The sequence below is a fragment of the Streptomyces sp. M-16 genome (assembly GCF_052114405.1).
In the GTDB taxonomy this organism is placed as follows: Bacteria; Actinomycetota; Actinomycetes; order Streptomycetales; family Streptomycetaceae; genus Streptomyces.
This window is the reverse complement of record NZ_JBFRER010000027.1, coordinates 37,804-64,204: the sequence shown is the minus strand read 5'-3', so window position 1 is coordinate 64,204 and position 26,401 is coordinate 37,804. Positions and strand designations below refer to the sequence as shown.

17 protein-coding genes and 1 pseudogene are annotated in these 26,401 nt (G+C 70.7%); 2 read left to right on the top strand and 16 right to left on the bottom strand.

The genetic code is table 11. The annotated features are described in order from the left end of the window. Window positions 1-116 precede the first annotated feature (116 nt). Complete coding sequence (locus tag AB4039_RS14870; protein WP_442270916.1) at window positions 117-629, top strand: universal stress protein; 513 nt, start codon at window positions 117-119, stop codon at window positions 627-629. 99 nt (window positions 630-728) lie between these two features. On the opposite strand, the gene AB4039_RS14865 is transcribed toward AB4039_RS14870, so the two are convergent. The 14 genes from AB4039_RS14865 to AB4039_RS14800 all read right to left on the bottom strand — a co-directional run bounded on the left by AB4039_RS14865 (window position 729) and on the right by AB4039_RS14800 (window position 22,760). Beyond that, window positions 729-914 carry a hypothetical protein gene (locus tag AB4039_RS14865; protein ID WP_442270915.1) on the bottom strand — a complete coding sequence of 62 codons (186 nt, stop codon included), beginning with the start codon at window positions 912-914 and terminating at the stop codon, window positions 729-731. A 192-nt stretch (window positions 915-1,106) separates the two neighbouring features. Beyond that, complete coding sequence (locus tag AB4039_RS14860) at window positions 1,107-1,646, bottom strand: tyrosine-type recombinase/integrase (protein ID WP_442270914.1); 540 nt, start codon at window positions 1,644-1,646, stop codon at window positions 1,107-1,109. A gap of 411 nt (window positions 1,647-2,057) precedes the next feature. Beyond that, entirely contained in the window at window positions 2,058-3,143 is a 1,086-nt protein-coding gene (locus AB4039_RS14855; RefSeq protein WP_442270913.1) for a hypothetical protein, read from the bottom strand. Next, window positions 3,140-4,294 carry a hypothetical protein gene (locus AB4039_RS14850; protein ID WP_266845864.1) on the bottom strand — a complete coding sequence of 385 codons (1,155 nt, stop codon included), beginning with the start codon at window positions 4,292-4,294 and terminating at the stop codon, window positions 3,140-3,142. The genes AB4039_RS14855 and AB4039_RS14850 overlap by 4 nt, the downstream gene beginning before the upstream one ends. Continuing rightward, on the bottom strand, window positions 4,291-8,031 hold the full coding sequence (locus AB4039_RS14845) for a hypothetical protein (protein ID WP_442270912.1): 3,741 nt from the start codon (window positions 8,029-8,031) through the stop codon (window positions 4,291-4,293). The genes AB4039_RS14850 and AB4039_RS14845 overlap by 4 nt, the downstream gene beginning before the upstream one ends. After that, window positions 8,028-10,370 (bottom strand): hypothetical protein, encoded by a 2,343-nt coding sequence (locus AB4039_RS14840; protein ID WP_442270911.1) that lies wholly within the window; start codon window positions 10,368-10,370, stop codon window positions 8,028-8,030. The genes AB4039_RS14845 and AB4039_RS14840 overlap by 4 nt, the downstream gene beginning before the upstream one ends. 36 nt (window positions 10,371-10,406) lie before the next feature. Beyond that, entirely contained in the window at window positions 10,407-13,166 is a 2,760-nt protein-coding gene (locus AB4039_RS14835; protein WP_442270946.1) for a DUF6603 domain-containing protein, read from the bottom strand. A gap of 86 nt (window positions 13,167-13,252) precedes the next feature. Continuing rightward, a complete protein-coding gene (locus AB4039_RS14830) occupies window positions 13,253-14,902 on the bottom strand; it encodes a hemopexin repeat-containing protein (RefSeq protein WP_442270910.1) in 1,650 nt (549 codons plus the stop codon). 56 nt (window positions 14,903-14,958) lie between these two features. Next, a complete protein-coding gene (locus tag AB4039_RS14825; protein ID WP_442270909.1) occupies window positions 14,959-16,671 on the bottom strand; it encodes a hypothetical protein in 1,713 nt (570 codons plus the stop codon). Window positions 16,672-17,864: 1,193 nt separating this feature from the next. Next, a complete protein-coding gene (locus AB4039_RS14820) occupies window positions 17,865-18,725 on the bottom strand; it encodes a helix-turn-helix transcriptional regulator (RefSeq protein WP_442270908.1) in 861 nt (286 codons plus the stop codon). Window positions 18,726-18,857: 132 nt separating this feature from the next. Further along, a complete protein-coding gene (locus tag AB4039_RS14815) occupies window positions 18,858-20,297 on the bottom strand; it encodes an MFS transporter (RefSeq protein ID WP_442270907.1) in 1,440 nt (479 codons plus the stop codon). Window positions 20,298-20,434: 137 nt separating this feature from the next. Beyond that, window positions 20,435-20,593: a hypothetical protein gene (locus AB4039_RS14810; protein ID WP_266845858.1), complete on the bottom strand. Its 159-nt coding sequence runs from the start codon at window positions 20,591-20,593 to the stop codon at window positions 20,435-20,437. Between the two features lie 448 nt (window positions 20,594-21,041). Continuing rightward, a complete protein-coding gene (locus AB4039_RS14805) occupies window positions 21,042-22,163 on the bottom strand; it encodes an alpha/beta hydrolase (protein WP_442270906.1) in 1,122 nt (373 codons plus the stop codon). Between the two features lie 141 nt (window positions 22,164-22,304). After that, window positions 22,305-22,760 carry a DNA polymerase ligase N-terminal domain-containing protein gene (locus AB4039_RS14800; protein WP_442270905.1) on the bottom strand — a complete coding sequence of 152 codons (456 nt, stop codon included), beginning with the start codon at window positions 22,758-22,760 and terminating at the stop codon, window positions 22,305-22,307. 447 nt (window positions 22,761-23,207) lie between these two features. Between AB4039_RS14800 and AB4039_RS14795 the strand changes: the two genes are divergently transcribed. Continuing rightward, window positions 23,208-24,392: a zinc-dependent alcohol dehydrogenase gene (locus AB4039_RS14795; protein ID WP_442270904.1), complete on the top strand. Its 1,185-nt coding sequence runs from the start codon at window positions 23,208-23,210 to the stop codon at window positions 24,390-24,392. A gap of 15 nt (window positions 24,393-24,407) precedes the next feature. Here the strand turns inward: AB4039_RS14795 and AB4039_RS14790 are convergent. Both AB4039_RS14790 and AB4039_RS14785 read right to left on the bottom strand, forming a co-directional pair. Next, window positions 24,408-24,742, bottom strand: a pseudogene (locus tag AB4039_RS14790) (nitrate reductase); the annotation flags it as partial. A 218-nt stretch (window positions 24,743-24,960) separates the two neighbouring features. Continuing rightward, entirely contained in the window at window positions 24,961-26,349 is a 1,389-nt protein-coding gene (locus AB4039_RS14785) for an NAD(P)/FAD-dependent oxidoreductase (protein ID WP_442270903.1), read from the bottom strand. Window positions 26,350-26,401 lie beyond the last annotated feature (52 nt).

The window sequence follows — 26,401 nt, the reverse complement described above, 5'->3', positions numbered from 1 at the left end:
CAGAAACCCGTCATGGTTACGGATCTCCGCGTTAGAAGGCCATCAGCAACATCACGTCATCCTCCATTCCGGCTCTTCTATGAGAACTGGTGGACGAAGCAGAGAGGGAAGAGGCCGTGCGAAGAGTCGTGGTCGGTGTGACGGGAACGCCGGGGAGTCTGTCCGCGCTGCACCGGGCGGCCGCAGAGGCCCGCGTGCGCGATGCGGAGCTGCGGGTCGTCCTGGCCTGGCAGTCACCGGGCGGTGAGCTCGGAAGCCGCAACGGCCTCGGGCCCTCCGCCCTGGCGGAATGCCGCGCCGCGGTTGTCGAAAGACTCCGCGAGGTCCTCGATACGGCGTTCGGTGCCGTAAAGCCCGGTGTCACTGTCGCCGGCCTCACGGTACGGGGGACCCCGGGCGCGGCCCTCGTGGACGCTGCCCGCGACGTGGACGACCTCCTCGTCGTCGGCACGGGATCACGCGCCGCGTTGCGCCGCCTCGTCCGCCCTTCGGTGGCCCGCTACTGCCTCGCGCACGCCGCCTGCCCTGTTCTCGTTGTGCCTCCGTCTCCACTCCAGAGCGAGCTCGATGCCGCACGCCGACGCAACTTCTGGAGAATGCCGCTGGATACACGGGAGCTGACTCCGTGAGCCGGGTGACGCCATCACCGTGAGGCGGCGAGCCCGTGTCGACGGGGGAACGGGGTCTTTCGGTATGCGATCGACGTGCTCAGCCGACCGCGTGCACTGTCAGCAGCAGTCGCAGCCGGGCGGGCACGCGTAGTTGGTCTCGGTCTCGCCAGGTTTGATCGCGTCGCCGACAGACATGGGGCCGCAGCAGGACTCGCCGCGCCAGGCGTCACGGCCTTCCTTGACGGCTACGGAGGCGATCACCAGGGCGGCGATCGGGTCGGCCCAGGCACACCCGAGGAGCATGGCCAGCAGCCCGTGACAAACGCCGCGCGCTGCAACCCGGCTCTGCGCCTTGCCGGCGGATGCTGGGCAGCGGTGGCTGCCTCGGAGGTGTCTGCCGCGAGTGCTCCTCCGCGGGGCCCTGGGGACCATACGGTGTGCGCGATGGCGCACGATAGCCCTCCCCACGCACAACTTGCGCCCGGATTAAGTTTGTTATGTGCAGACAATCCCGGTGGCCCGCTGGGGGTCAAGGGGTCGCAGGTTCAAATCCTGTCGTCCCGACTGTGCTTTATGCAGGTCGGAGGCCGTTCTCTCATCCATGAGAGGACGGCCTTTTCCATGCCCGGAGTACTGGTGGTCGCAGTGTGGTCGCACGCCCGGTTCTGGGTGGGCGCGCCAGGGTGCTGAACACGGGCGGGGCGGGGAGCGGAGCCGGTTGAGGGCTTCGCGGAGTCGGTGGATGTGGTCGCGTGGTGGTCGCAGCCACGTCGGCCGGTCCGTCCGGTGGCCGGTCTTCTCGGCTTCGGTGAGGGTGTGGTCGATGGTGTCGACGGCTTCGCGGGCGGCTTGTTGGGTGAGGTGGCCGTAGATGTTGGCGGTGGTCGAGAGGGTGGAGTGCCGCAGCGTCTTGGAGACCACGGTGAGCGGGACTCCGGCCGTGATGGTGATCGTGGCGGCCAGGTGTCGCAGATCGTGCACCGCGACCCGGGGGACTCCGGCCTCGGCGGAGAGGCTACGGAGCCGGTCGAGCACGCCCTATTTTGGCCGACGCCTGTATGGAGATCGCGCTCCGTGGTCGAGCTGTGTATCGGACCGTCCGTGGTGACGTCGTGCTTGACGAGTGCGGCATCGACCACCGACCGCTACTCCGGCTTCCTGCCGCAGCTGCCCGACGGGCTCGGACGTGGTGGTCGCTTCTGTCCCCGGCAGTGGCCTGCGGCGCTCTCGCTCCGGTGGAGACGCGGCGGGTCGAACCGATATCCGGGCGGATCCCATCTCCCGCTCCACCGGAGCCGTCCGAGCCCCGGCGAGTGCGGTTGTCATGACAACGACCGTAAAACGGAGGGGCATCGCGGGGCGTACCGCACGCGATGGAGATCTCCGGCAAACCTCAGCGGTACGAGAGGTGCGGCGCGCGAGTCCGGGCGCCGCACCTCGGCTCCGTCACTCCCGCGGCACCAGCGGGCCGTTGCCGTACGGCATCCACGTGAGGCCGAAGTCGTCGTCCGCGGATCCCTCCGCGGAGACGACCACCGTGCAGCCTTCGGACACCGGTAGATGGAACGGGGTCTCCGAGGGCAGCCTGTCCCGGTCCCGGTTGTCCGACACGAACCGCTGCCCGTACACGGGTGTGTCGTCCGCGAGGACCGTGACCCGGAGGGAAGCAGGTTCTCCGCCGTTGCGCGCCCGGACGTGGCCGAGCAGTACCCCGTCGGTGGTCGCCGTGTAGCGTGCCGGGGCACCGGGGGAGGGAGCGGCGAGCGGCCGGCTCGTCCCGAACCTGCGGATCCGGCCGTCCGCCCGTAGGTCGGTGAGCCGGAGGTGCGGGCGGGCCACCGTCACCATGGTGGTCAGGACCTGTTCCGCGGTGGTGCCCGGCAGGGTCGCCGCCAGCCGGAAGACGGTGGTGTGGTGCAGCGACGGTGAGGTCCAGGTGCCGTCCTCGGTGACCTCGACGGGCCTGCGGCCCCAGTCCATCGTGTAGGTGGCGGGGGAGCCCTCCCAGGTGAGGGTGACGCGGTCCCCGTTGTTCACATGGGGCCGTTTCGCGCGCAGGTCCCGGAAGACGAACCCCTCGGGGAATTTGGGCACGGGAAGGTCCGCCTCGGGGGTGGCCCACGCCGTGCCGTCGGCGGAGGTCTCCTCGGTGATCCGCAGTCGTGCCGTGCCGGTCGCCGTGTTGACCCGGACCTGACCGAGCGTGAACGTCAGCGGGGTCACGCCGGCGAGCCAGCCCCGGCCGTCCCGGGGGGTGAGGGTGAACACCGCCTCTCCCGGTGGTGTCGTCACGGCCACGTCCCAGCCGCCGCCCTGGTCCGCCGCGTCGCCGCCCGTCACTGCCGGGACGAGCGAGCCCGGCGCCGTGGTGAGCTCGCCGGCGCCCGCGCCCGTGGGCACGGCCACCACGATCCGCTTGCAGTATGCCGGCCGTGCGCCGCCGCGTGCGGTCAGCCGCAGCGTGGCGGTGCCGCCCACGGGGAACGGGTCGGGGTCCGTCTCCAGGGCGTAGGAGAGCAGGGGGGCGCTCATCGGTCGATCACCCGGAACCCGCCCGTGCCCTGCGGCAGCCACACCAGATCCAGGGTGTCGCCGGTCTGCCCGCCGAAGTACAGCAGTACTTCCGCGCCTTCGGGCACCGGGAGGCTGACGGGCGTTTCCTTCGGCGGCACGCCGCTTTCGTTCACGGATGTGAACCGCATCGTGTACTCGTTCGTCTCGGCCCGGTAGACGGTGGCGGCCAGGGTGGAGCCGGCCGCGCCGCTGGCGGCCTGGAGATAGCCGATCAGTGTCCCGTCGGTGCCGGCCCGGTAGTACTGCGAGGACCCCGCCGCGGGCAGGGTCACCCGCTCGCGGGCGCCCTGGATCCGGGTGACGCCGTTCACCTCCAGGTCGCCGACCACGAGGTGCGGCCGCTCGACCGTGACGGCGGTCGTCAACGCGTGAATCAGCGGCGCCGAGCCGTCGGCGGCATCGGTGGCGACCAGCATGAAGCCGGTGGTGTTCGTCAGGGACGGGGAATCCCAGCTGCCCCCGTGGTTGGTGACGTCCTCGTAGCCCTCCTCGCCCCAGTAGATCTCGTAGGTCGGGCCCCGGCTGCCGTCCCACTTCAGGGTGACGCTCTTGCCGTTGTCGACGGACGCGTGCGACGCGCGGAAGTTGTCCACGAAGAACCCGGGGGTGTGCTTCTTCACGACGAAGGGCGGAGCCGGGCGTTCCTCGTAGGAGCCCGCCCCGTTGGGCCGGGTCCGCTCGGTGATGCCGATCACGGCGATGCCGCGGGCCTCGTTCACTGCGATGTACGAGACGACCAGCGTCACGCTGAAGGTGCCGTTGAACAGCACGGGCTTGCGACGGGGCGTGAAGGGAATGACGATCTGTCCGTCCTCCACGGCCTGCGGGTCGCCTTCCCAGCCGCCCCCGTGCGCGGGGGTGTCCCCGCCCTCGGCGCTGGTCCACAGGTCCTTCGGATCGGTCAGCGTGAGATCCTCGGCCTTGCTGCCGTAGGGCAGTGTGATCCGGACCCACTCGCACTGCGCGTGCGCGTCGGCCCGCCCGCTGACGGTCACCTCCAGCCGGAGCGGCTGTACGTCGTCCCCGTCGCTCACGTTGACGGTGGCCGGCACGGTCTTGTAGCGGTAGTCGAGGAGAGTGCCCTGCTGAGAGCGGGCGTACTGGGTCACGCGGGGTCCTCCTCGAGGGCGGGGCGCAGCATCAGATAGCCGGCGCGGGCCTGCGGCGCCGGGTCGTCCGGGTGGGGTGCCGGGTCGGCGGCGAGCAGCGGGCGCTCCGTCCAGCGGACGGCGCCGCCTTCCGCCTCCGGTTCGGCCCAGGTCCACTCGCCGTGCCAGGAGGCCGGCCGGATCATCACGAGTCCCTCGTGCTCCCCGCCGCCGGAGCGGCGCTCCTCCTCGGGAGCGGCAGGGGTACGGACCGGGGCGAGCAGCGGGCCGAGCCGGAAGGCGGCCCGGATGCGGCGCAGCGCGGTCTCGACGTGTTCGGCGGGGAGGGTGAGGTCGACCACGGGCAGGATGCCGGTGGTGGCGTGCACGGGGTTGTGCGGGTCGGCCAGGACGGTGATGTGGTGGGAGACCTCCTTGCCGGGCTCTCGCGCCGGCAGCGCCAGCGACGCCCCGTTGCCGATCGCGGCCAGATAAGGGTCGTCCGGCGGTTCCGCGGTGACGTACAGGGTGCTGTAGTCGGCGCGCTCCGGCGTCCCGGCGTCGGGGGCGTAGTAGCCGATCAGTCCGTCGGTCAGCAGGTACGGGTCCCCGAGCCGGACCGGCCAGGTGTAGTCGGGATACTCCTCCCGCTCCGGGTCCAGTGCGTGGTGCCAGCCGGGGTTGGTGAGCGGTTCTCCCTTGAGTTCCAGGTCGATCCGGGCCCGGTAGACGGCGACCGGGCGGCCGACGAGCCGGGCGGGGACGGCCGTGTCTCCGGTGCCGGCGTCCGTCGTCTCGCCGAGCCGCTCGTTGATGGTGGCCATCAGCGCCCGGAACGGACCGATGGGTCCGAGCAGCCCGGCGACCATCCCGGCCAGGTGCGGGTGGTGGGCCTCCAGGTCCGACGCGTGCTCGTACGGGGAGGACGGCAGGCGCGTCCACTCGGTGCGCTGCTCGGTCCGCGAGGTGCGGATCACCCGCAGTTCGCCCAGGGGCTCGCCGCCGGGCCCGTACACCAGCAGGGTCTTGTCGAGGTGGTTGACGAGCAGCCAGCCGGACAGCGGCGACGGTCCGGCCGGCGCGGGAGCCGTACGCTCGTTCGTTGCGGATGCGAGGCGCAGCCGGGTCCGGGCCTCCTGCAGCAGGCGCGGCGGCAGCTGGACGAACCGTGCGGGCGCGTTGATATTCGCCCTGAGCGGCTCGCTCGGCGTGGCCTCCGCGCTGAGTACCGGCTTGAACTTCAGATGCTCCTCGCCGTCGACCGCGGTGAGGACGGCGCACCGGCCGAAGCGGTCGATGACGCGCAGGTCGCGGAAGTAGAACTGGCCGGCCCGCAGGGGCTGGAACCGGAAGCGGGCGTTGTCGTTCAGGGTTCCCGGCGCGGCGACGTGCCCGGCCTCGCCGATCAGCGGAAGGACGTCGTCCGGGGTGAACTGGCGCGCCCCGGTGTCCCGCATCAGCAGATGGTCGTTGAAGCCGTCGAGCGTCTGGGAGAGCACGTCGAGATCGCCGAGGCCGGCCCGCAGCCGGGACAGTGCCGCCGCGCCGGCCTGCCCGTAGGTACGGGCCAGCCGCTTCGCCTGGGCGGCCAGGACGTGGGGCACGCTGGGCGTGAGGAACGCCCGGTTGGCGAAGGAGATCCACTCGGGACCGTCCTGGCCGTTGCCGGGGTCGGCGCCCTCGCCCGTCCAGGTGTACCGCTCGCCGTCGAAGGTCCAGTTGACCCGCTCGCCGGTCATATAGGGCGCGGGGCAGTAGCGCAGGTCCCACTGGAGGTACATGGGCAGCCAGGGCTGGACCCACACCGCCGTGTACTCGGCGGGTGTGCCGGTCAGTCGCTGCTCCGGATCGGCGAGCGCGGTGTCCAGGACGGTGCGCCCCGGCTCGTCCGGGTCGGCGGTGCGGGCGGCGCGGTCCAGCAGGGCGAACTCGGCGAGCAGTGCCCGGCCGGGGGCGGGCAGCACCGGCAGTTCGAGCGGGGAGGTCTCCTCGACCAGGTCCAGCGGGGGCAGTGCGGCGGGCGGCGTCCAATGCTCGTCGCCCGCCCGGATCGTCTTGAGGAGCCCGTCCACCGTGCGGCAGGGCAGCGGGTCGTCCGGGTCGCGCGTCAGGGGTGCGCCGACGCCGGCGCCCTCGACGACGACCACCGGGTCGCTGGTGCGGTGGTAGGACTCCTCGAAGGTGCGGCGCAGTTCCAGTTCCGGGGGCAGGCGCTTGGTCCGGCTGAAGCCCTCGATGGCGGCCTCGACCTCCTCGGAGGTGGTGCCGTGCGGGATGACCAGGGCGAGCTCCGCGAGGCGCCCGGCGATGGCCGCGGATCGCCGGGCCGGGCTGTCGTCGGCCTCCGGGTCGAGCTGGGCGGCCGCCTCGCTGTCGAAGCCGTCGGGGTGGCTGCCCGGCATTTCCTTCATCCACCACAGGGTGCGCAGCCGCTCGCGCAGCCCGGCCAGCTCGATGGTGAGGGCGTCGAACTCCCGCTGGTCCGTGTTGAGCTGGTGCAGCCACTCCGGCGGGTCGACCAGGTGCGGGGGAACGGGCCCGTCGAGGCTCTCGTCGCCACCACCCGGGCGGGGGACGAGGACCCAGGTCGTACCGCCCGCCGACGCGCCGAACGTCGCGGTGTGCGCGGCGCGTTCGAGCTCGGCGGCGCCGTCGGGGAGGTCGTGGCTGTCGATGGAGCCGTGGTAGAGCGCCTTGACCAGACCGGCGGTCCGGGCGGAGCGGGTGCGGCGGTGGGTGAGCGCGGCGAACGCGTCGCCGGTGCTGTGCCCGACGGCCACCCTCGGTTTGTAGTCCTTGGGCCGCGCCGACGCGTACGTCTCGTAATAGTCCCAGGGAATGCCGAGCGCAGTGCCGCTGTACACGGTCCGCACCGGGCCGGGGGCCGGCCCTTCGGCGCTCTCCGCGCCCGTGCCCTCGTCCTCGGCGTCGTCCTCGCGGTCCGTGAGGCCGGGCAGCGCCCAGCCCAGGGCGCGCAGCACATCGGCGGGACCGTTGACGACCGGGGGCAGCAGTCCGGGAATGTCGGCGGCCCGGCGCAGGATGTCCCCGTCGTCGTCGGAGTACCAGCCGATCGCGCAGTAGCTCAGGGTGGTGGGAGCGGGCTCGTTGTGCCCGTACCCCTCCAGGTCCTTGAGGGTGTCGTGGAAGGAGAAGACGTTCGGGTGGTACGGCTGGAAGCCGGCGAAGGCCAGCAGGCCGGGGCCGGCGGCGGTCAGGAACGGGTCCGGGGCGTTGTCGGGCTCCCGCCACTCCTCGACGCGCAGGTCGACGGCCCGGCCCAGCCAGTCCTCACGCTGTGCGCCGGTTTCCGGGTCGTCCGACAGGAAGGCGGCTTCGCCGGGTCCGTGCGCGCTGTCGTAGTGGGCGTACTCGAGGTAGTCGCTGTGGATCAGCCACGCGGCGGCCCGCACCTCCCCGGCGCCGGGCCGGCCGGAAGGCACCCGGTGATGGCGGACCACCAGCCACCGGTTGGGCACCAGGGGCAGGGTCGTCTCCTCGGTGTCCGGGTCGTAGTGGGCCGTGGCCAGTGCCTCGGGCAGCTGCCACTGCAGATAGACGCCGGTACCGGGGGCCTGGTTGCCCCTGCCGGGCTCGGGTTCGGCCGCCTTCTTCTCCTCAAGCATCTTGGTGAAGTTGGGCCCGAAGCGCTGGAAGTACCCGGGGTCGGACTCCGGTTCGCTGACGGTCAGGGCGTGCAGCTGCACGGGGACGATCAGGTCCGGTGCCACGGGAGGAGTGAGGGGGGACTCGGTCATGCGGGGCTCCGGTCGGTGGCGGGGACGGGGGCTGCCGGCGTGGTGCCGCTACCGGACGGGACGTACGGAGCGCCGCCTGGGGTCAGCCGCTGCAACTGCGGGGCGTTGACCAGGTTCACGGCGAACTCGGCAGGGGTGAGGTCCCGCTCGTCGCCCTCCCTGCCGAACGCGCCGGCGAGCTCCGGCACGAGACCGTCGTCGCCGCGCAGCCGCAGCACGTCCGGGGTCTGACCGGTGGGCCGGGACCGCAGATAGCGGGTGAAGACGGTGCCCGCGTCCGGGTCCTCGGGGTCGGGGTAGTACGCGTCCAGGGGTTCGCCCAGCGGCGGGGCGTCCGCGCCGCCGATGCTGCGCAGGGAGACGACGTCCCCTTCGTCGATGCCGAAGTGGATGCCCTGGCCCGGTTCCAGGATGTCCACGCGGTCCGGCACCGCGTCGAACAGCGCGATGAGGGTGTCCTCGGCGAGCCGGTCCTGCCGCAGGATCGTCACCTCGTTCCCGTTCAGGTAGGCGGCGAGCGGGAATTCGGGCCAGGCCCGCACCAAGGCGGAGCGGATCAGCAGTCCGGCCTCGGGCTCCCGTCCCGGAGTGCGGCGACTCGCGACCGCCGTGCGCAGATGCCGGTCGACGTCGAGGTCGGTGGTGGTGTGCAGCCCGAGGTCGGAGGCTCCGGCGACCACGGCCTTGAGCCACGCCCGGTCGATGCGGAACATGCGCAGCGACTCGGCCGGCAGCATCCGCTCGTCGGGGACGAGGTGGTGGAACGGGATGCCGTGCAGCAGCGCGAGCCGGTCCAGCCACTCGGCGAGCGAGCGGGCCGAACGCGCGGCCGTCTCCGACAGCAGTTCCATCGCGCGAGGGGAGACGAGCGCGGCCTCCCCGGCGGCCCGGTCACGCCGGGGGCGCGGGATTTCGGCCGGGAAGGGCTCTTCGGTCGCCTCGTCGTCGGGCGGCGCGGCGAACGCCTCGGCGAGGGAGCGTCCGTCCGCCGGTTCGGCGAGCTCCAGCAGCCCGCCGAGGCCCCGGACCCCGCTCGCCCCGGGACCGGTGCCGCTGCGCGAGCGCGCCGGGTCACCGGCGGTCGCCCGGATCACCACGGCCTGGTTGGCCAGCTCCCGGCGCGCCCGTGTCATCTCGGAGGCGAAGGACGGATCGGCGAGCGCCGCGGTACGGCCGAGGGTCCACGCGGCCGCGTAACTCACGTCGAACAGGCCGTGCTCGCGCTCGTACACCAGGGCGTGGTCGGAGGTGGTGTGCCCCTGTTCGAACGCCTGGCCGGGGACCTCGGGGGCGGTGACCGGCGTGGCCGGCCCCCGGTACCAGGCGTAGGTGAGCTCCCCGGACAGGGTGCGGTACGCCACCGGGACATGCCCCAGCGCGAGCCTGCGGCGCGCGTACGCCGTGGCCGCGTCCTCGCCCTGGCCGGGCGGGGGCACGGGGAGCCGGAGGGCGAGCTGCTCGTCACCCTCCGGGTCCTGGTGGCCCGGGTCGACGAGCTTCTTCAGCAGCGCGCCGGTGTCGAGCACGCCGAACGGGTCGTGCTGGAAGGACCACGCGTGCAGGGACACCAGCCGTACGGTCTCGTGCCCGGTGGGCGGGTCGGGCCGCAGGTGCGGCTCGTACCCCTCCAGGGACACCAGGTGGGCCACGTACCGGCCCGGGACGCGGGGGAACCGGTTGGCGGTGACGACCGCGTACCGGCCCTCGGTGATCTTCTCCTCCCCGGCGCGGCTCTCGGGCGGCTTCACGTCCCGCACGTGCGCGAGGTAGTACATCTCGTCCTGCCACGGCGCCACCGCGCGGAACACCTCGGCGGGCACGTCGATGGTCCGGCACTTGCTCGCCTCGACATCCGGCGGGAGCGGCCAGCGCAGGGCGGGGCCGATGACGCCGGAACCAGCGGTGACCCGCAGTTCCCCGACGGTGCGCGTCACGGTCTCGCCGAGCGCGCCGGGGTCGTCGGGCAGTTCACCCTGGCGGAAGACCAGCAGCGCGATCCACGGCGCGTGGGCGCGCGACCGGGAATTGGGTGTCAGCTCCCGGTCCCAGGGCAGGACGGCCCGGGTCAGGGTGATGTGCGGCAGCACGTTGTCGTACGAGCCGGAGCTGCCCTCCGGCGGGTAGTAGGCGTGCACGGAGCCGTCGTCCAGGACGAACCGGGCCGGACGGACTTCGAACGCCTGCTCGCTGACCGGCAGCGGGGGCGCGGTGTCCAGGCGGTCGCCGTTCTCGTCGTACAGCTCGTGGGTGGCGACCACCGTGTAGACGCCGGCGCCCGCGTGCGGGATGAGGTGGTCATGGAAGAAGACATGGAGCTCTGGACCGTCGGTATCCCGCACGGTGGTCACCTCCGAGGTGGGTGAGGGGTCGGGGGGTCAGGCGGCGTGGACGGCCATCGGCACGCTGGTCATGGTGCGCGTGGCCAGGGCCGCGTAGGCCGTGAGCGGCGAGTCCGCGTCCGCGCCGGGCGAGACGCCCAGCCGGCCCAGGGCCGTGAGGACGGCGGCGCGCCCGGCGACGGTCTCCGCGGCGTCGAGGGTTTCGGCGATCACGGTGATGGTGTCGTCCTCGTCACGCGGGGCCGGCCCGGCGGGATCGGCGTTCCGCAGCGGGATCACGCCGTTCCGCAGGGGGTCGAATCCGAGGGAGCGGGAACTGACCGGGCCGAGTCCCTCGACGAGCTCGGGCGAGGGCACCTCGAAGCGCAGACCGGTGATCAGGTCGGGCACCAGGCCGGGCTCGTCCCTCCCCGCCTCCGGATCCTCCAAGGGGCTGCCCCACAGGGAGCGGGGAAGCCCACGGCGGATCACGGTGACGTCCCACCCGTTGTCCTTCGGGTCGAAGTCCTCGGGATTCCCGACGCCCCGCTGGATCCGCACCAGGTGCTTGGAGGTGACCCCGCTCCGGCGCATCGGCCGGATGTCCACGGGGTCCCCGGTGGCGTACTCCACCCCGTTGACCAGCACCTGGGAGGCGGGCAGCGCGGATTCCGTGGAGAACACGAAGCCGTCCGGGGAGACCAGCAGCGGAGCCCGCGCCGCGCTGCGGGCCGCCGTCTCCTGCGGGTCGACGTCCAGCAGGGCGCCTTTCTCCGTCTTGGTCCGCACCGGCGCGGGCAGCTGCGTCTGGAAATCGCCCCACGGCACGGGAGGGGCGCCCTTGCGGGAGGAGCCGAAGTCGAAGGAGAGGGAGATGAACCACACCTTGAGGGTGACCCGGCCGCCCATGGGCGGGGTCCACAGTTGCAGGTCGATGCCGAGTTCCAAGGACACCCGTACCTTGATCTTCACGATCGGGATCTTGATCGTGGCGGCCACCCCGATCGAGATGCCCAGGGCAAGGTCGAGGTAGAACGGCTTCCACTGGATGAGCGCGTCCAGATGGGCCGTGAACCAGGCACTCACCGCGCCCTTCTCGTAGCGGGCGACGAGCGCTCCGCCGAACATCACGGCGCCCGGGGTGAGCGCGGTGTAGCCGGTGGCGCGGACGGTGACCCGGCCGCACGGGTTCCACTCCAGCCCGAGGCGGGCGGGCACCGGATAGTGGGCCGGCTTCGCGAACTGCGGGTGGTAGCCGCCCAGGCTGATGACGAAGTCACCGGCGCTGTCGCCGCCCGTCCAGACGTACAGGGCGATCCCGCCGGTGAGCTGGCAGCCCGGGTCGAAGATGTACGAGCCCTCGCCGACCGCCACGTCCAGGGCGAGCAGGTCGCGGTCGGAGAGATAGGCCAGCCGCAGGTCGATGTTGAGCCGCGCGTGCTCCTTCGCCCCGGGGACGGTGTTCTTCGGCAGGCTGATGGACGTGCGGCCCAGCAGCATCAGGTTGAGCCGGTTCCCGAATTCGATGAGTGCGAGAGCCTGCGTCTCGATGAACCGGAAGGAGGTGAACCGCACGCCGACGGCCACCCAGTACGAGCCCTCCTCGGGCCGCACCCAGCCGTTCGGCCCGGCGAGCCGGTCGAGCATGTCCATCGGATCGGGAGGCTCCGGCGCGGGCGCGCCGGGCAGGGCCGGGGCGGCGTTGAGCCGCCCGATCAGCGGAAAGTCGGGCAGCCGGTGGATTTCGGGCGGGACCACCCGGCTGTTGAAGCCGAAGCCGCCGGACAGGCCGGTGACGGTGAACGGCGGTGGCCCGAACAGCGACCGTCCGCCCGCCAGCAACGCCTCCAGATAGAGGAACACGGTGTTGTACCCAGCCGTGGCCCGCGCGAAGGCGCCCGCACCCATGATCTCCACCATCGGTGTGGTCACCCTGACCAGGCCCATCAGCCCGCCGACGATCTCGTCGTCCTTGCCGCCCGCCCAACGCAGCGCCGCGTCGATGGCCATCGAGGGCGCGCTGCGGCGCAGCGCGAGCGAGGCACCGCCCAGTTGCGGCTGGGGCCTCCTTCCCATCTTGAGCGGGATGACCAGCCCGAGGCCGTCGAGCGCGAACACCGAGCCGGCGATACGGATTTCCCCGGTGAAGTAGAGGCGCAGGCCCTTCTTGTCCTTGCCCCGCTTCAGGGCCGCGATCTCCAGCGGCCCGTACGACAGGGGAAGCCCGGGCAGGGCGACTTCCTTGTCGGGCTCCGGCGGCTCCTCCTTCTTCTTCTCCTTGTCCGAGCGGATGGCGATCCCCGGCATCTCGCCGCCGTCGACCTTCCAGGTGACGACGCCGGTGATGCCCTTCTCCCATACGTTGTCGGACGTCGCGTTGGGCCGGGGGAAGACGGGCTCAGCGAGGCCGTATCCGGCGAGCAGAGTGTTCAGATGGTCGGTCTGGGCCGTGTCGAACTGCTGGGAGATGTACAGCACGCGCAGCAGCGGGAAGGTGAGGGCACCTTCCGGAATGCCCTCGCCGACCAGCGGAAGGGTGGAGCCGTCGAACCCGACCCGCACGCTGAGAATGAAGGCACTGATCTTTTCGGTACCGAGGCTGTACGTCTTGAGGAACACGGCGTCGACCGGATTGGGGCCGCCGGGCTCGTCGAGATATCCCGGGAACTGGGCCGTGATCAGCTTGTCCCGGCCGGGCAGGCCCTCGTGGAAGTGGACGTTCTCCAGGTACGGGACGAGCTCGTCGGGTAGCTCCAGGTCGACTGATTCGATCTCCTCCAGCATCTCGCGGAGGGTGACGCGTTCGGGTGCGGCCATGGTCACGTTGATCGTTCCCCCTTGGCCCCGTAGGGGCCGGTCCGGGTGTGCGGGGTCGAGGTAGTGGTGGCGGGTCCGGCCGCGGGTCAGTACGGGCCGACGGCGATGCTCATCGGCCGCCGGCCGTCGCGCGTCGGGATGGCCCGCACCATGTCGTACGTCTCGGTGTCGACGATCACCACGGCGTTGGCGTGTTCCTCGCTGAGGAAGGCGAACGTGCCCGCGTAGTCGAAGGCGATGGCATGCGGGTGGCCGGGGCCGCCCGAGCCGCCGACCGGGATGCGGCGGCGGACCGCATGGCTGAGCGGGTCGGCGATGAGCAGGCCCTCCTTGGTGTCCCAGTCCCAGGGCAGGCAGTACAGACCGTCGCCGCCGCGCGAGACAGCCAGCGCCGTGCAGCCGGGAAGCACACCCTGGCGGACAACCGCACCGTTCCGGACGTCGAAGGTGCAGACGCCTTCCCGGCCCGCGGCATGCAGATGGAAGCCGTCCGGGGAAACGGCGGTCGTATGCGAATTGCCTGCGGGCATGCGGAACGCCTGGCGCAATCGTCCCGCCTGCACGTCCACCTCGACGACCGCTCCCCGGCCGTCGAGATCCACGCCGAGGTACACGAACCGGCCGTCGGGAGAGGTCACGACCGGCCCCATGTCTGCCCGGATACCGGTGGCCTTCACATCGGCGCCGTCGTCCTGCGCGGACAGCGCGGCACGCAGGTCCTGGGCCCGCAGTTCGACGCGCTGGGTGCGTTCGGTAGTACCGGCCCGGAAGGTGTCCAGATACAGCTTGCCCTGCTCCCAGTGCTCCGTGGCGCCGTGCACCAGCGACGCCCCTGCGCTGAACGCGACTCCGCACACCGGTGATTCGCCGCCCGTGAAAGGCAGATCGGCCACGATCTCACGAGTGATGGTGTCCAGGCAGAGACGCTGCGTGTGGGTCCATACATACAGCAGCCGCCCGTCCGGGCTCATCTGCAGGGCGGCGGAGGAGTCGCTGTGCGGGTCGATGTCCAAGGTTGCGACGACCCGGCCGCCGTCCAGATCGATCACATCGATGTTCCCGCCGACCTGCACATAGACGAAGCCGGAGGCGAACGTCGGGACCAGCCCCGGCCAGGTCGTGTCGTCCACGGGCCGGGCGGTCTCGGTGACCGTGCGGGTAGCGAGCGTCCCCCGGGTGGAATCGGCAGCGCGGAAGAAGTGGAAGGCGCCCTGCGAGGGACGGCTGACGGCGGCGTCGATCCCGGCGGTGAACGCCGGCGCGTGCTGGGCGAGTCCGGGCCACATCCGCTCCAGCGGCGCCACCTCCACCACGTTCATGRCGCGCAGGTCGTAGCGGGCGCACTGATCACCCGCGAAGAGGTACACCTCCTGCCCCGCACCACTCGCCAGGGCCGCGTCGATACCTTGCGGAAACGGCTGCGGCAGCCCCGGAAGACGGGCGGCGATGGTGCTGACCTCGGCGACGGAGCCGTCCAGCGGGTTCAGCAGCAGGCACTGCGCGCCGCGGAAAACCATCGACCACGGGTCGGCGGTGACCAGCACCGCGTCGAACCCGGAGCGGAACGCGGCCGGCAGCGACGGCCAGAGACGCTCCAGCGGACGGGCACCGTCAGCCATCCGGCCCGTGTCCCAATCGAACCGGGCGGCGCGTCCGCCCCGGGTGACGAATCCGGTTTCCCGGCCGTTCTCCGTGACGGTGAAGAAGGCATCGATGACGGGCGGTGCCTCGGGCACGACGGAACTCCCTCTGTAGTACGGGTCAAGGGGGGTGGGGCGGCTGGGGCGCTTGTTCAGTAGGTGGTGTAGGCGAACCGGATGCCGAGGCGTCGCGGGCCGGAGACGGGGTGGTTGGCGGTCGTCCGGCGGGCGGTGACGTCGACTACCGCCACATGCGAGATGTATTCGGGTGCAATCTCCGTCAAGACGAAGGCGTATGTCCCGAAGTGGTTGAATTCGAGGTCCCAACCGGTGCCGAGGCCGCCATCCGGGCCGACCGGAATGCGCCGCAGGACGGTATGGCCGTCCGGGGCAGCGACCAGCACGCCGCCACGGTCCACGGCGGGCAGACACCACAGTTCGCCGCCGTCGGGCGTGAGCTTCATCGCCCGGCACGGCGGGAGGACGCCCTCCCAGGCGATGGCGCCGGTGTGCAGATCGATCGCGCACGTGCCGCGTTCCTGGGCGACATGGGCGATCCGCCCGTCCGCGTCGATCGCCACGTCGAGAGGCGCACCGGCCTCGGGTAGGCGAAAGCTCTGCAGCACCTTCCGCTGCTCCAGGTCGACTTCGAGGATGCGGTAGGTGTTGTTTGCCTCCCTGCGGAACCCGACGTACGCCATGCCACCGTCAGGGGAGAGCGCCACGGGCGGCGCGTCCTGCCAGCCCGGGAGGAACTCCGAAAGGGGGCGCCCATCCTCCTGAGCGTCATCGGGCCTCATGGACCCGGTCGCAGGATCGTCGCCACCCGGATCGCTTCCCTCCCGGTCCCGCGTGGGGTCGAAGTCGTATAGATCGATGGCCGCAACCAGGTCCGGCCCGGCCGGATCGACCACGGTGAGCTTCTTGGTGAACTTGGACACGAAGTACATGCGACCGCCGTCCCGGCTGAAGACAGCGCGCCTCCCGTCCGTCACGCGAGTGGTGTGCCAGCGGACCTGCGCGGTGGCCATGTCGTAGCAGGAAAACTGATCGTTGTGGGTCAGGTACAGGTAGCGGCCGTCCGGGCTGGTGACCGGTGCCCCGGAGAGGACACCGGTCGGCATCTGCTCGCTCTGCCCGGTCTCCAGATCGAGGGCGACCGGCCGACCGTCCGCCCAGATGATCACATGGCCCCGGGTGAACGCCGGCAGCAGTCCGGGCCACGCCGCGTTGCCCACTGCGGCCGCGTTCTCCCGGATGGTCGTGTCGGCCAGCGTGCCCTCGGTGTAGTCGCCGCCCCGGAAGAGGTAGCACTTCCCGGTGCCGGGATCCACCGTCGCCGCTCCGAGCCCATGCGCGAACTCCGGTGCTTTCGCGGTCAGCCCGGTCCACACCTGGGCGATGGTCTTCATCTCGACCGGCGCCGGGATACGCAGGTCGTAGCGGACGCATTGGGAGCCGCTGAAGAAGTACACCTCGTTGACGCCCGCCCCGGCGCCGGGGGCGGGCAGGGCTGCGTCGATGCCCTGAGCGAAGGTGGCCGGCAACCCGGGAAAGCGGGCGGCGATGGTGCTGACCTGGGCAACGGAGCCGTCCAGGGGATTGAGCATCAGGCACTGCGGGCCCCGGAACACCCACGACCAGGGGTTGTCCGCCTGCGTGGTGAGGGCGGCGTCGATTCCCTGCCGGAACGCCTCCGGCAACTGCGGCCAGCGCTGTGCGAGCGGCACCGCGTCGACGTCGTACATCCGCTTCCTGGTCCAGTCCCAGCGGGCGATCCGGCCGCCCTGCACGGCGTAGCCGATCGTGAGCCCCTCCTTCTCATCGGTGACAGTGAAGAACGCGTCGATGACATGCCCCGACATGGATGGCTCCTCGAATCGGTCCGGCCAGAAGCTTTATCGACGCACACACATACCGTCAACAGTCGGTTATAGGCCACATTTGAGGGTATTCAGCGCCGAAGGAGCCCTCGGGCGGGCAGCCGGTTTCCGGCCGCTGTCCGGATGGGGCGTCTTGACGTTGGATCACGCGCCGGGAATCGTGTGTCCGCGCTCGCGGCAGGGCAGCGGCACAGGTCAGACGCCCTTTCGAACCATTCGAAGAGATCGGAGGCGGGCAGCGCGTCCGGCTCCAGAGAGATACGGAAGACCGTCCATTGGGGTCCGGAGATCTCTTCTGGTAGCTCCGGCGGAGCGACTGGTTCCAGGGCGAGATCGGCGAACTGTACGTGGAAGGGATGGCAGTGGACTTCCCAGGTCGTTGCGAGTGCCCTGAGCGTTGACAGCCCGATGCCGAAACGCCCGTGCTCTGAGCGTCGGCGGTCTTGCCACCGAGCCAGGGCATACCGAGGAGTAGGACATCACCCATGCGCACGCTGACGCCGTCGTGGGCGATCAGCAGCGCGTCTGGACGCCACAGGAAACGCAGCTGGCTGGCCCTCGCATCGTTGGCGTTCTGTACGAACTCGGAGAGCACCTGGAGCGGGTCTGACGGGAGGGTCTCGGCGCCCCGCTGAGCGCCCTCGGCCATTCTGCGGAAGACCCCCGGTCCTTCGCGCAGCCCCTGGTCGAGGAGACGTACTGCGTGTGCTGCCTCCTCGGTACCGGACACCTCCCGCTCTGGATCCACGCGCGGATCGTCCAAAAGCCTGCGCACCGCCGGCGTGAGCGCCTCATGGTCCACGCTCGTCTCCCCCCTGTGTGCCGTATGACAGGCGACAATCCTCAGGCGTGGCGTGGCCTCTCCGATCACAACCTTCGTGATTCCGCCAGCCTCCGCCCGCTTCCCCGAGGTGTCCCCGCCCGGGCCGTTGCCCGCGTTGGGGCGAGTGCATCCGGTGACCAGCGTGTGAGCCCCTCTCCACCATGGGCTTGAACGCGGCGGAAACTCTTCGGCTCCCCCTGGAGTCTCGGCCGACGCCGCGTACGAGGTGCTCGGCGCCGCCCATCACACCGACCCGCAGTGGGTGGACTCGTACTACGGCGAGATCAAGGAGGGCCAGGTCAAGGTCGAGCGGGGCGAGAAGCTCGGACTCGGCGAGGTGTTCCTTGACCCTTCAGCTCCGGTGAACGGAGTTCAGATCCACCGTCAGAAGCTGCAGGGCCGCCTCGTGCGGGGAGTCGGGCTCCGCGTGGTAGAGCTTCAGGATGTTGCCGTCCTGGAGGCCCGCGGACTGGTACATCAACTCCAGCTCGCCCACCACCGGATGGTCGAAGAGCTTGGTGCCCTCGATGCAGTTCGCCACCCGCTGGCGGCACCAGAGCGCCGCGAACTCTTCATCCTGGATGGTCAGCTCGCCGATCAGCTCGGCAAGCCGCGGATCGTGTCGGTGATTTCCCGAGATGAATCGCAGATACGTCACGTTTGACTCCGACTCGGCGGCCCAGTCCGCGTACAGAGCCCGGACGTTCTCGTCGAGGAAGTTCATTTTGATGATGTTGGGGCGCTGTTCGACATCCTGGGGGACGCCGAATTCGAGGTGCGGTGCGAACAGTTGGTGGTACAGGGGGTTCCAGGCCAGGATGTCGCACCGGTAGTTCAGCACGGCTGCCGCCACACTGCCGAGTGAGGACATCAGCATCCTGGTGCTGAAGCTGAGTTGGTCGTCATCGGGCGTTTGCCGCTGCGGGTTCTGCACCGCTGTGCCGATCTTGAGCAGGTAGTCCTGCTCGTCGCGGCCGAGATCCAGTGCGCGGGCGATGGAGAGCAGGACCTGCGGGGACGCGTGGGCGGTCTGCGACTGCTCAAGCCGGGTGTAGTAGGTCTGGCTCACACCCGCCAGCGCGGCCACTTCTTCGCGGCGCAGTCCAGGAACGCGGCGGGAGTTGCTGGTGCGCAGCCCCATCTGCTCCGGTCGGACACGCTCGCGCATCTGTCGCAGATAGCTACCGAGGTCCGTGTTCATGATCTGTTCCACCCTTCTCATTATGAAGTGCCGAACGGCATCGGCAATCCCGCCTTGGATCGCGGTGACCTGCGCCACAACGGCCGGGAGGGCGGTGCGGACCGCTCTCCCGGCCGTGGCTGCCGCCACATCGGCTCTACGCGGTCACTGCGGACTGCTGAACTTGCTGCGCAGCACCAGCCACAGGAGCAGGCCGACGGCGAACTGGGAGACGCCGGCCACGCCGATGGCCACGTGGATGCCGGTGAGCTCCTTGGCGGTGGTCGCGGTGCCCTGCCCGACGACGGTGGCGAACGCCGCGCTCACCAGCGGAATGCCGATCGCGATACCGACCTGCTGGCTCTGTGTGGCCATCCCGGTCGCCATGCCCTGTTCGTCGGCATCGACGGACGAGGTGGCGATGACCATGAAGCACAGGGCCGCCATCATGGAGAAGAACGCGTTCACGAATTGGGTGATGATCAGCGGGATCAGCCAGCGCGAGTCCGAGGTCGCCCACAGCGCGGGGAGCATGAACGCGCCCTGGAGGGCCAGGGAGACGCCGAGCATCGTGCGCGGCGAGACGCGCTGGAGGAGGCGCGGACCGACGATGCCGGCGATGATCTGGCCCATTCCGATGCCGAGCAGCACCAGGCCGGCGACCAGGGACGACAGGCCGAGCACGTTCTGGACGTACAGACCGGTGAAGAAGATCAGTGCGGTCTCGCCGCCGAAGATGAACAGGGCGGCCACGTTGCCGAAGGCGATGTCGGGTTTCCTCAGGACCTTCACCGGGACCAGGGCATCGACGGTACGGCTCTCCACGGTCCAGAAGACGCTGAGCAGGACGGCGGCGGCGATCAGCGCGACGCCCGCCGTCAGGTCCAAGCCCTGCTCGCCGACGCGGGTGACGCCGTAGATCCCGGCGAACAGGCCCAGGGTGATCAGCAGCGCGCCCGGCAGGTCGATGCGGCTGCGCTGCGCGGCCCGGCTCTCGTCGACGACGAACGGCACGACGACGATCGCCGCGATGGCCACGGGGATGTTGATGAAGAAGGCCCAGCGCCAGGAGAGCACATCCGTGAGGACACCGCCGAGGATCGCGCCGACGCTGAACCCGGAGCTCATCATCACGCTGTTGAGGCCGAGCGCCCGGGTCCGCAGAGCGGGCTCGGCGAAGGCCGTGGTGAGCAGGGCGAGCGCCGCGGGCGTGACGGCCGCAGTGGCCAGACCCTGGAGTGTACGGGCGACCAGCAGCATCGCGGCCGAGTCGGCGATGCCGCCGACGAGCGAGGAAACGGCCAGGACGACCATTCCCGCGGTGAAGATGCGCCGGCGCCCCACGTAGTCGCCGACGCGGCCGAAGACGAGGGTGCATCCGGCGGCGCACAGGGCGAACGTCGTGGTGATCCACTGCAGGCTCCCCGTCGAGAACCCGAGGGACACACCGACCTCGGGCAGCGCGACGTTGAGCACGGAGAAGTCCGCGGCCATCATGAACTGCGAAGCCAGGAGCACCATCAGGGCGGCGACTTGGCGTCCGGTCATGCGGCCACCGGTAGGCGGCGCGGACGCGGCGGTCGTGGAGGTATCGGCGGTTGTCATGCACCCAGCCTCGGCCGCCCGCCCCGCCCCAGCCAGATCCCTTTTGACAGCACTCCTGCGGAGACTGTCACTGACAGTGCCACCTTCGTCCGCGGCCCGGGGCCGTCACCAAGAGCAGCCGCCGCTCAAGGCGAGGGTCAGTCCAGGTTCAGCTCGACGGTGGCGGCCGGGGCCCGGACGGCCAGGAGCCCTCCGCCCACTGGACGCTGAGGACAGTGCGCGCCGAGCTGGTGATGCTGGGTGTCTCTGCAGCCGCAGCGGCGGTAGATGCGGCCGCGGCCGACGCTGGTACGCATGGTGATCGCCTCCGGGAGGCGGAGGGAAGTGGACGCTTCCAGCCTGCGACCACAGGCGACCACCGCGCCTCCCGCAAGTGCCGCGACCAGCCGGTTTCCCTTGTTTCGGCGCTAGGGGCCGCGGCGTCCGAACCCTCCCAGCACGTCCACGGCCTGCTGGGGGTATGAGCCCCGCATCCGGGTGACCAACCGTCGACTGCGACACGGGTCGAGCCGACGCCGCGGTCGGCAACGGTCCATTCCCGCCAGGCGCTTGGCTTGGGTCAGTCGGGCGGGATCGAAGGCGTCGTGGACGGCGCGCGGGGTCACACCACGGTCGGTCGTGACGGGCAGCAGGGGCTGGTTAGTTTTCATCTGGGCCGTAGGTGCCCCGTCCGCGGGGGTCCGTCGTATCTGGCCACACTCAGAAGGTCCCGTGACCGACGGGCCGAGGGCCCCTGGGCGGCGGTCATTTCGCGGCGACCGGGCCGCGCATCCGGCCGCTCATCCACTTCAGGTCCCCGTTGAACAGGGTGTCCGTGTACTTGTACCCGTCGTGACCACCCTCGAAGGACGTCACCCGGGTCTCTATCGGGCCCTTGGTGATTTCCTGGCGGAGCTTGTCGAGAGCCGCGACCTCCTGTTTCGGCTCCTTCGTGCCCATGAGGAAGGAGATCGCCACCTTGGGGCCGGTCGTAGGCCCGGTCGGCCCGGTCGGCCCGGTCGAGGGGGCGGGCGAGGGGCTGCTCTTGGGGCTGCTCTTCGAGCCGGCCTTGGCGCTGCTCGACGGGCTGCTCGTGGGGCCGGCTTCGGCGCCACTCTTCTTGATCAGCTGCTCGGCCAGCCAGGCCGGGCTGTTCTCCTGCTTCTCCTTCGGATGGCCGTTCCACAGCGGCGAATCGGGTGCCGCGTCGGGCCCGCCCGCGATCGCCACGCTGAACCGCTCGGGGTACTGGAGCACCATCTTCATGCCCACGTAACCTCCGGAGGAGGAGCCGAAGAAGCCCCAGCCCTTCGGGTCGGCGTAGGTGCGGAAGTTCTCCCGCACCAGGTCGGGGACGTCGTCCGAGATCCAGGTGCCCATCTTGGGCTGCCCCGGTATGTCGCTGCCGTCGTAGTAGGTGTCCTTGTTGGCGTTCAGCACCGGCATGACCACGATGAAGGGCAGGCTCTCGCCCTGGTCGGCGGCTTCGCCTATCCGTTCCTGGAGGCGGAACTCCTTGGAGAAGAAGTAGTTTGTCGGGTAGCCCACGGCGCCGGGCAGTGCCATCAGCACCGGGAAGGCGCTGTCCTTGTACTCGGGCTTGCCGTACTGCTTCGGCACCCAGGCCCACACCCGGCCGGTGAAGCCGGACTTCGGCCCCGTCAGGTCGGTGCGCACCACCCGCGTCCCGTCCGGCAGCTCCCGCTGCGTCGTCCACTCGCGCGGGTGGGTCGGCATCCGGACGTCGCTGGCCTTGTTGCTCTCCTCCGGCTTCGCCGTCTCCTTCGGGGCGAAGGAGACGGGATCGCCCTCGCTGGAGCAGCCGGACAGCGCGGCGACGGCGGACAGGACGAGGGCCGCGCAGAGCGTGGCTGAACGGTGTTTCACTCGGACTCCGGTGCAGACTGACGGATCCCGAACGTGGTCTCGAACGGATCTCGCTGGTATAGATGGGTACGGTGACACATCAGTTCCCACGAACCGACACGATCGGGACCGAGCGCGAAACATGCCGTCCGGGTCAGGGCGTCAGCCGCTCCGTTGGGTCCACGACGCCCGGTCGGTAACGGGAACTCTGCGATCGGGTGACAGTACGGCCCGAGCCGCGATTCCCGGTGTTCGTGTCGATCCGCGAGCGGCGGTCCGCTCATCAGGGCACGAATACGATGCGCCCGCGCCGGCCGCGCGAGGCCAGTGCGTCGTGGGCTGCGGCGGCTTCCACGAACGGCATCGTCCGATCCACTCGGTCGGTGTCGCGAAGCGCTTGTCGTGCGGGTCTTTGGAGGGCCCTTTGGGCACGGCGAAGGACTTCAGTACGCCGTCTGCTTCCAGCCGGAAGTCGAAGTGCATGCTGCGGGCGTCGTGGATCTGGACGACGTACGAGGGCGGCTCGTCCGACAGCTCTTCGAGCCGGCCCTCAGGCTCAGCCGTCTTGGAGAAGTCACGTCGCCGGTGGTAGCGGGCCAGCGATCGCTCGGCTGTCATCGCACCCTCCTCACACCGTCGGGCAAAAGGGGCCCTACCAACGCCGCTACCCGGCATTGCCGTCGTCACCCGCAGCGGCCTTCCGTCTGCCCTCCCTCGCAGAGGAAGGAGCGCCGGTGCGCCCTTCCGCCAGGAGAATCGCGGCACCGTCGGTGAGGCGGTGATGTTCGCGAAGGCCGTGGACGAGGCGCCGAGAAACTCCGGGCGGCCTCACCGGTGGCCGTCGCGACGGCGAGAAGGCGGGCGCGGGCTGCTTGGCGCCTCTGGCAGAGGGCAGGCGCGCACATACCAGGCCGCCGGGACCGGCCGCGTGGCCCGATCGATTCTCGCGAGACGCATCGTGACTACCGCACGCGAGATCATGACACCGGACGCCACCTGCATCGGTGCAGACGACAGCATTCTGGACGAAGCGCCGGATTACGCAGATGTGACCGAGGAGGAGTGATGAAAGCCGTGACCTGGCAGGGCCGCCGCAAGGTTGAGGTCGCAACTGTTCCGGACCCGCAGATCATCGATCCCACGGACACCGTGATCAAAGTGACGACGACGGGCCTGTGCGGATCGGATTTGCATCTGTACGAGGTGCTGGGGCCGTTCTTGGAGGCGGGGGACATCCTGGGGCACGAGCCGATGGGGGTGGTTGCCGAGGTGGGGCCGGAGGTCCGGGATCTGAAGGCCGGCGACAGGGTGGTCGTGCCGTTCAACGTGTCCTGCGGGACCTGCTTCATGTGCGAGCGTGGCCTGCACTCCCAGTGCGAGACGACTCAGGTCCACGAGCACGGCTGCGGTGCGAGCCTGTTCGGATACACGAAGCTCTATGGACAGGTGCCCGGCGGGCAGGCCGAGTACCTGCGCGTCCCCTTCGCCGACACCCTCCCGATCCGGGTTCCCGAGGGGCCGCCCGACGAACGGTTCGTGTACCTGTCGGACGTCCTGCCGACCGCCTGGCAGGCCGTCGTCTACGCCGACGTCCCGCCCGGCGGCAGCGTCGCCGTCCTGGGCCTCGGCCCCATCGGTGACATGTGCACTCGCATCGCTGCCCACCGAGGAGCCGGCAGGGTGATCGGTATCGACCTGGTTCCCGAACGTCTGGCCCGTGCGGCCGGCCACGGCGTCCAGGTCTACGACCTGTCCCAGTACGGAGACCAGCTCGTCGACGCGGTCCGCGACGCCACCGGCGGCCGCGGCCCGGACGCCGTGATCGACGCCGTCGGCATGGAAGCCCACGGCAGTGCCGGCGTCAAGGCCGCGCAGACCGCGACCGGCCTGCTCCCGGACGCCATGGCCTCCGCACTGATGAAGAAGGCAGGTGTGGACCGCCTGGGCGCCCTGAAGCTGGCCATCGAGCTCGTGCGCCGCGGCGGCACCATCTCCCTTTCCGGCGTCTACGGCGGAACCGCCGATCCGCTCCCCCTGCTCACGATGTTCGACAAGCAGATCCAGCTGCGCATGGGACAGGCCAACGTCCGCCGCTGGGTCGACGACCTGATGCCCTTGCTGACCGACGGCGACCCTCTCGGCGTCGAAGGCTTCGCCACCCATCACTTGTCCCTGGACGACGCCCCGAAGGCGTACGAGGACTTCCAAAGGAAGCGGGACAACATGGTGAAGGTCCTCTTCCACCCCTGACGACCGAGCCGATCGGTCGCGGACCAGCGGCCGGGTCAGCCGGTCCGCCGAGCCGTTCGCCTGCCACGCGTACAGATCCTTCGGCTCCAGCCGGCCCCGGTTGACGCGGTCGCGGCCCGGCCTCGCACCCCCACGATCCGCCCGTCCCGGACGGCGATGTCCATCGCGTCCCCGTCGGAATGCAGGAGCGAAGCCGCCCGCACCCACGCTTCGACTCCACCCTCGGCCACTTCCTCGGCCAGGCAGGTGCCGGTGCGTACGGGCCACTGCCCGCCCCGGCCGTACGGGGTGCGGCGTCCCCACGGATCGGCGATCCGATCGCCGGACACCTTCGCCGGATTGCCTCTCACAGCCGCTCCTCTGCACCCATGCGGCGCGGTCGCCGCCTGATGCTCGATGAGTGGCGCCTACCCGGAGCCACCACCTGACACGGCTCTCGCCGGGCAGGCGTGACACGCGGGGACCGGGGCGGGTGCTGAAGACAGGTACGCCCTCACCGCGCCGGCGCCGCGGGACCGCGGCTCGCCACGACCGCCACGGTGAAGGCCGGCTGCCCGATGGCCGGGGGTCAGCTGCCGAAGCCGAGGCCGAGGCGGTCGAGGGAGCGCAGCCACAGGTCGCGGCGGCCCTCGTTGCGGTCGGCGCGGGCGAGGGAGCGCTGGGTGATGCCGATGCCGAGGGAGCGGACGGGCTCGGGCGGGAAGGGCAGCGGCTTGCGGCGTACGAGATCGAGGGCGGTCCGCTCGGTGCGCTCGCCGGCCAGGAGATCGAGCATGACCTCGGCGCCGAACCGGGTGGCGCCGACGCCGAGCCCGGTGAAGCCGGCGGCGTAGGCGACCTTGCCGCGGTGGCTGGTGTCGAAGAAGACGCAGAAGCGGGTGCTGGTGTCGATGGCGCCGCCCCACGCGTGGGTGAAGCGGGTGCCCTCCAGCTGCGGGAAGGTGTGGAAGAACTGGCGCGCGAGCGTCGCGTACGTCTGGGGGCGCCGGTCGTGCTCGGCGCGGACGCGGCGCCGGTGGACGACGTCGTAGCCGCCCCACAGGATCCGGTTGTCGGCGGAGATCCGCACGTAGTGGAAGGCGTTGGCGGGGTCCGCCCAGCCCTGCCGGTTGTGCCAGCCGACCGAGGCGAGCTGCTGCTCGCCGAGCGGTTCGGTCATGAGGGCGTAGTCGTACACGGGGACGGTGTAAGGGCGGTGGCGGCGGACCAGGGAGGGGTACGCGTTGGTGGCGAGCGCCACCCGCCCGGCGGTGATCCGCCCGTAGGGGGTGCGGACGGAGACGACGGCGCCGTGCTCGTCGAGGGAGAGGGCCGGGGTGTGCTCGTGGATGCGGACGCCGAGGTCGAGGCAGGCGCGCTTGAGGCCCCAGGCGAGCCGTGCCGGGTTGACCATGGCGGTGTCGCTCTTGTTCCAGACGGCGCCGAGGAAGGTGGGGGAGTCGATCTCGGCGCGGACCGCGTCGGCGTCGAGGACGGTGGTGGTGGCGCCGTACCGGGCGGCCGCCGCGGCCTCCTCGGCGAGCCAGTCGACCTGGTGGGGCTCGGTGGCGACGACCAGGGAGCCGGTGCGCTCCCAGTCGCAGTCGATGGAGTGGCGGGCCAGGGTGTCCTCCATGGCCTGGAGGTTCGCGCGGCCGAGCTGTTCGAGGACGCCTATCTCGTCGGGCCAGCGGGCGAGGCCGTTGGCGAGACCGTGGGTGAGGCTCGACTCGCAGAAGCCGCCGTTGCGGCCGGAGGCGGCGCCGCCGGCCTCGTCGCCCTCGACCAGGACGACGTCGGCGGAGGGGTCGCGCTCTTTGGCGACGAGGGCGGTCCACAGGCCGGTGTAGCCGCCGCCGACGACCAGCAGGTCGCAGGTGGTGCCGCCGACGAGGGCGGGGGTGGGCCGGGGGCGGCGCGGATCGTCGAGCCAGAACGGGGTCGGATCGGCGTCCCGCAGCGAGAGCAGGGGGTCCATGGCGGCTTCCTTCGGGTGGCGGGGAAGCCCGGCGCGGGGGCTTCCTCCGAGG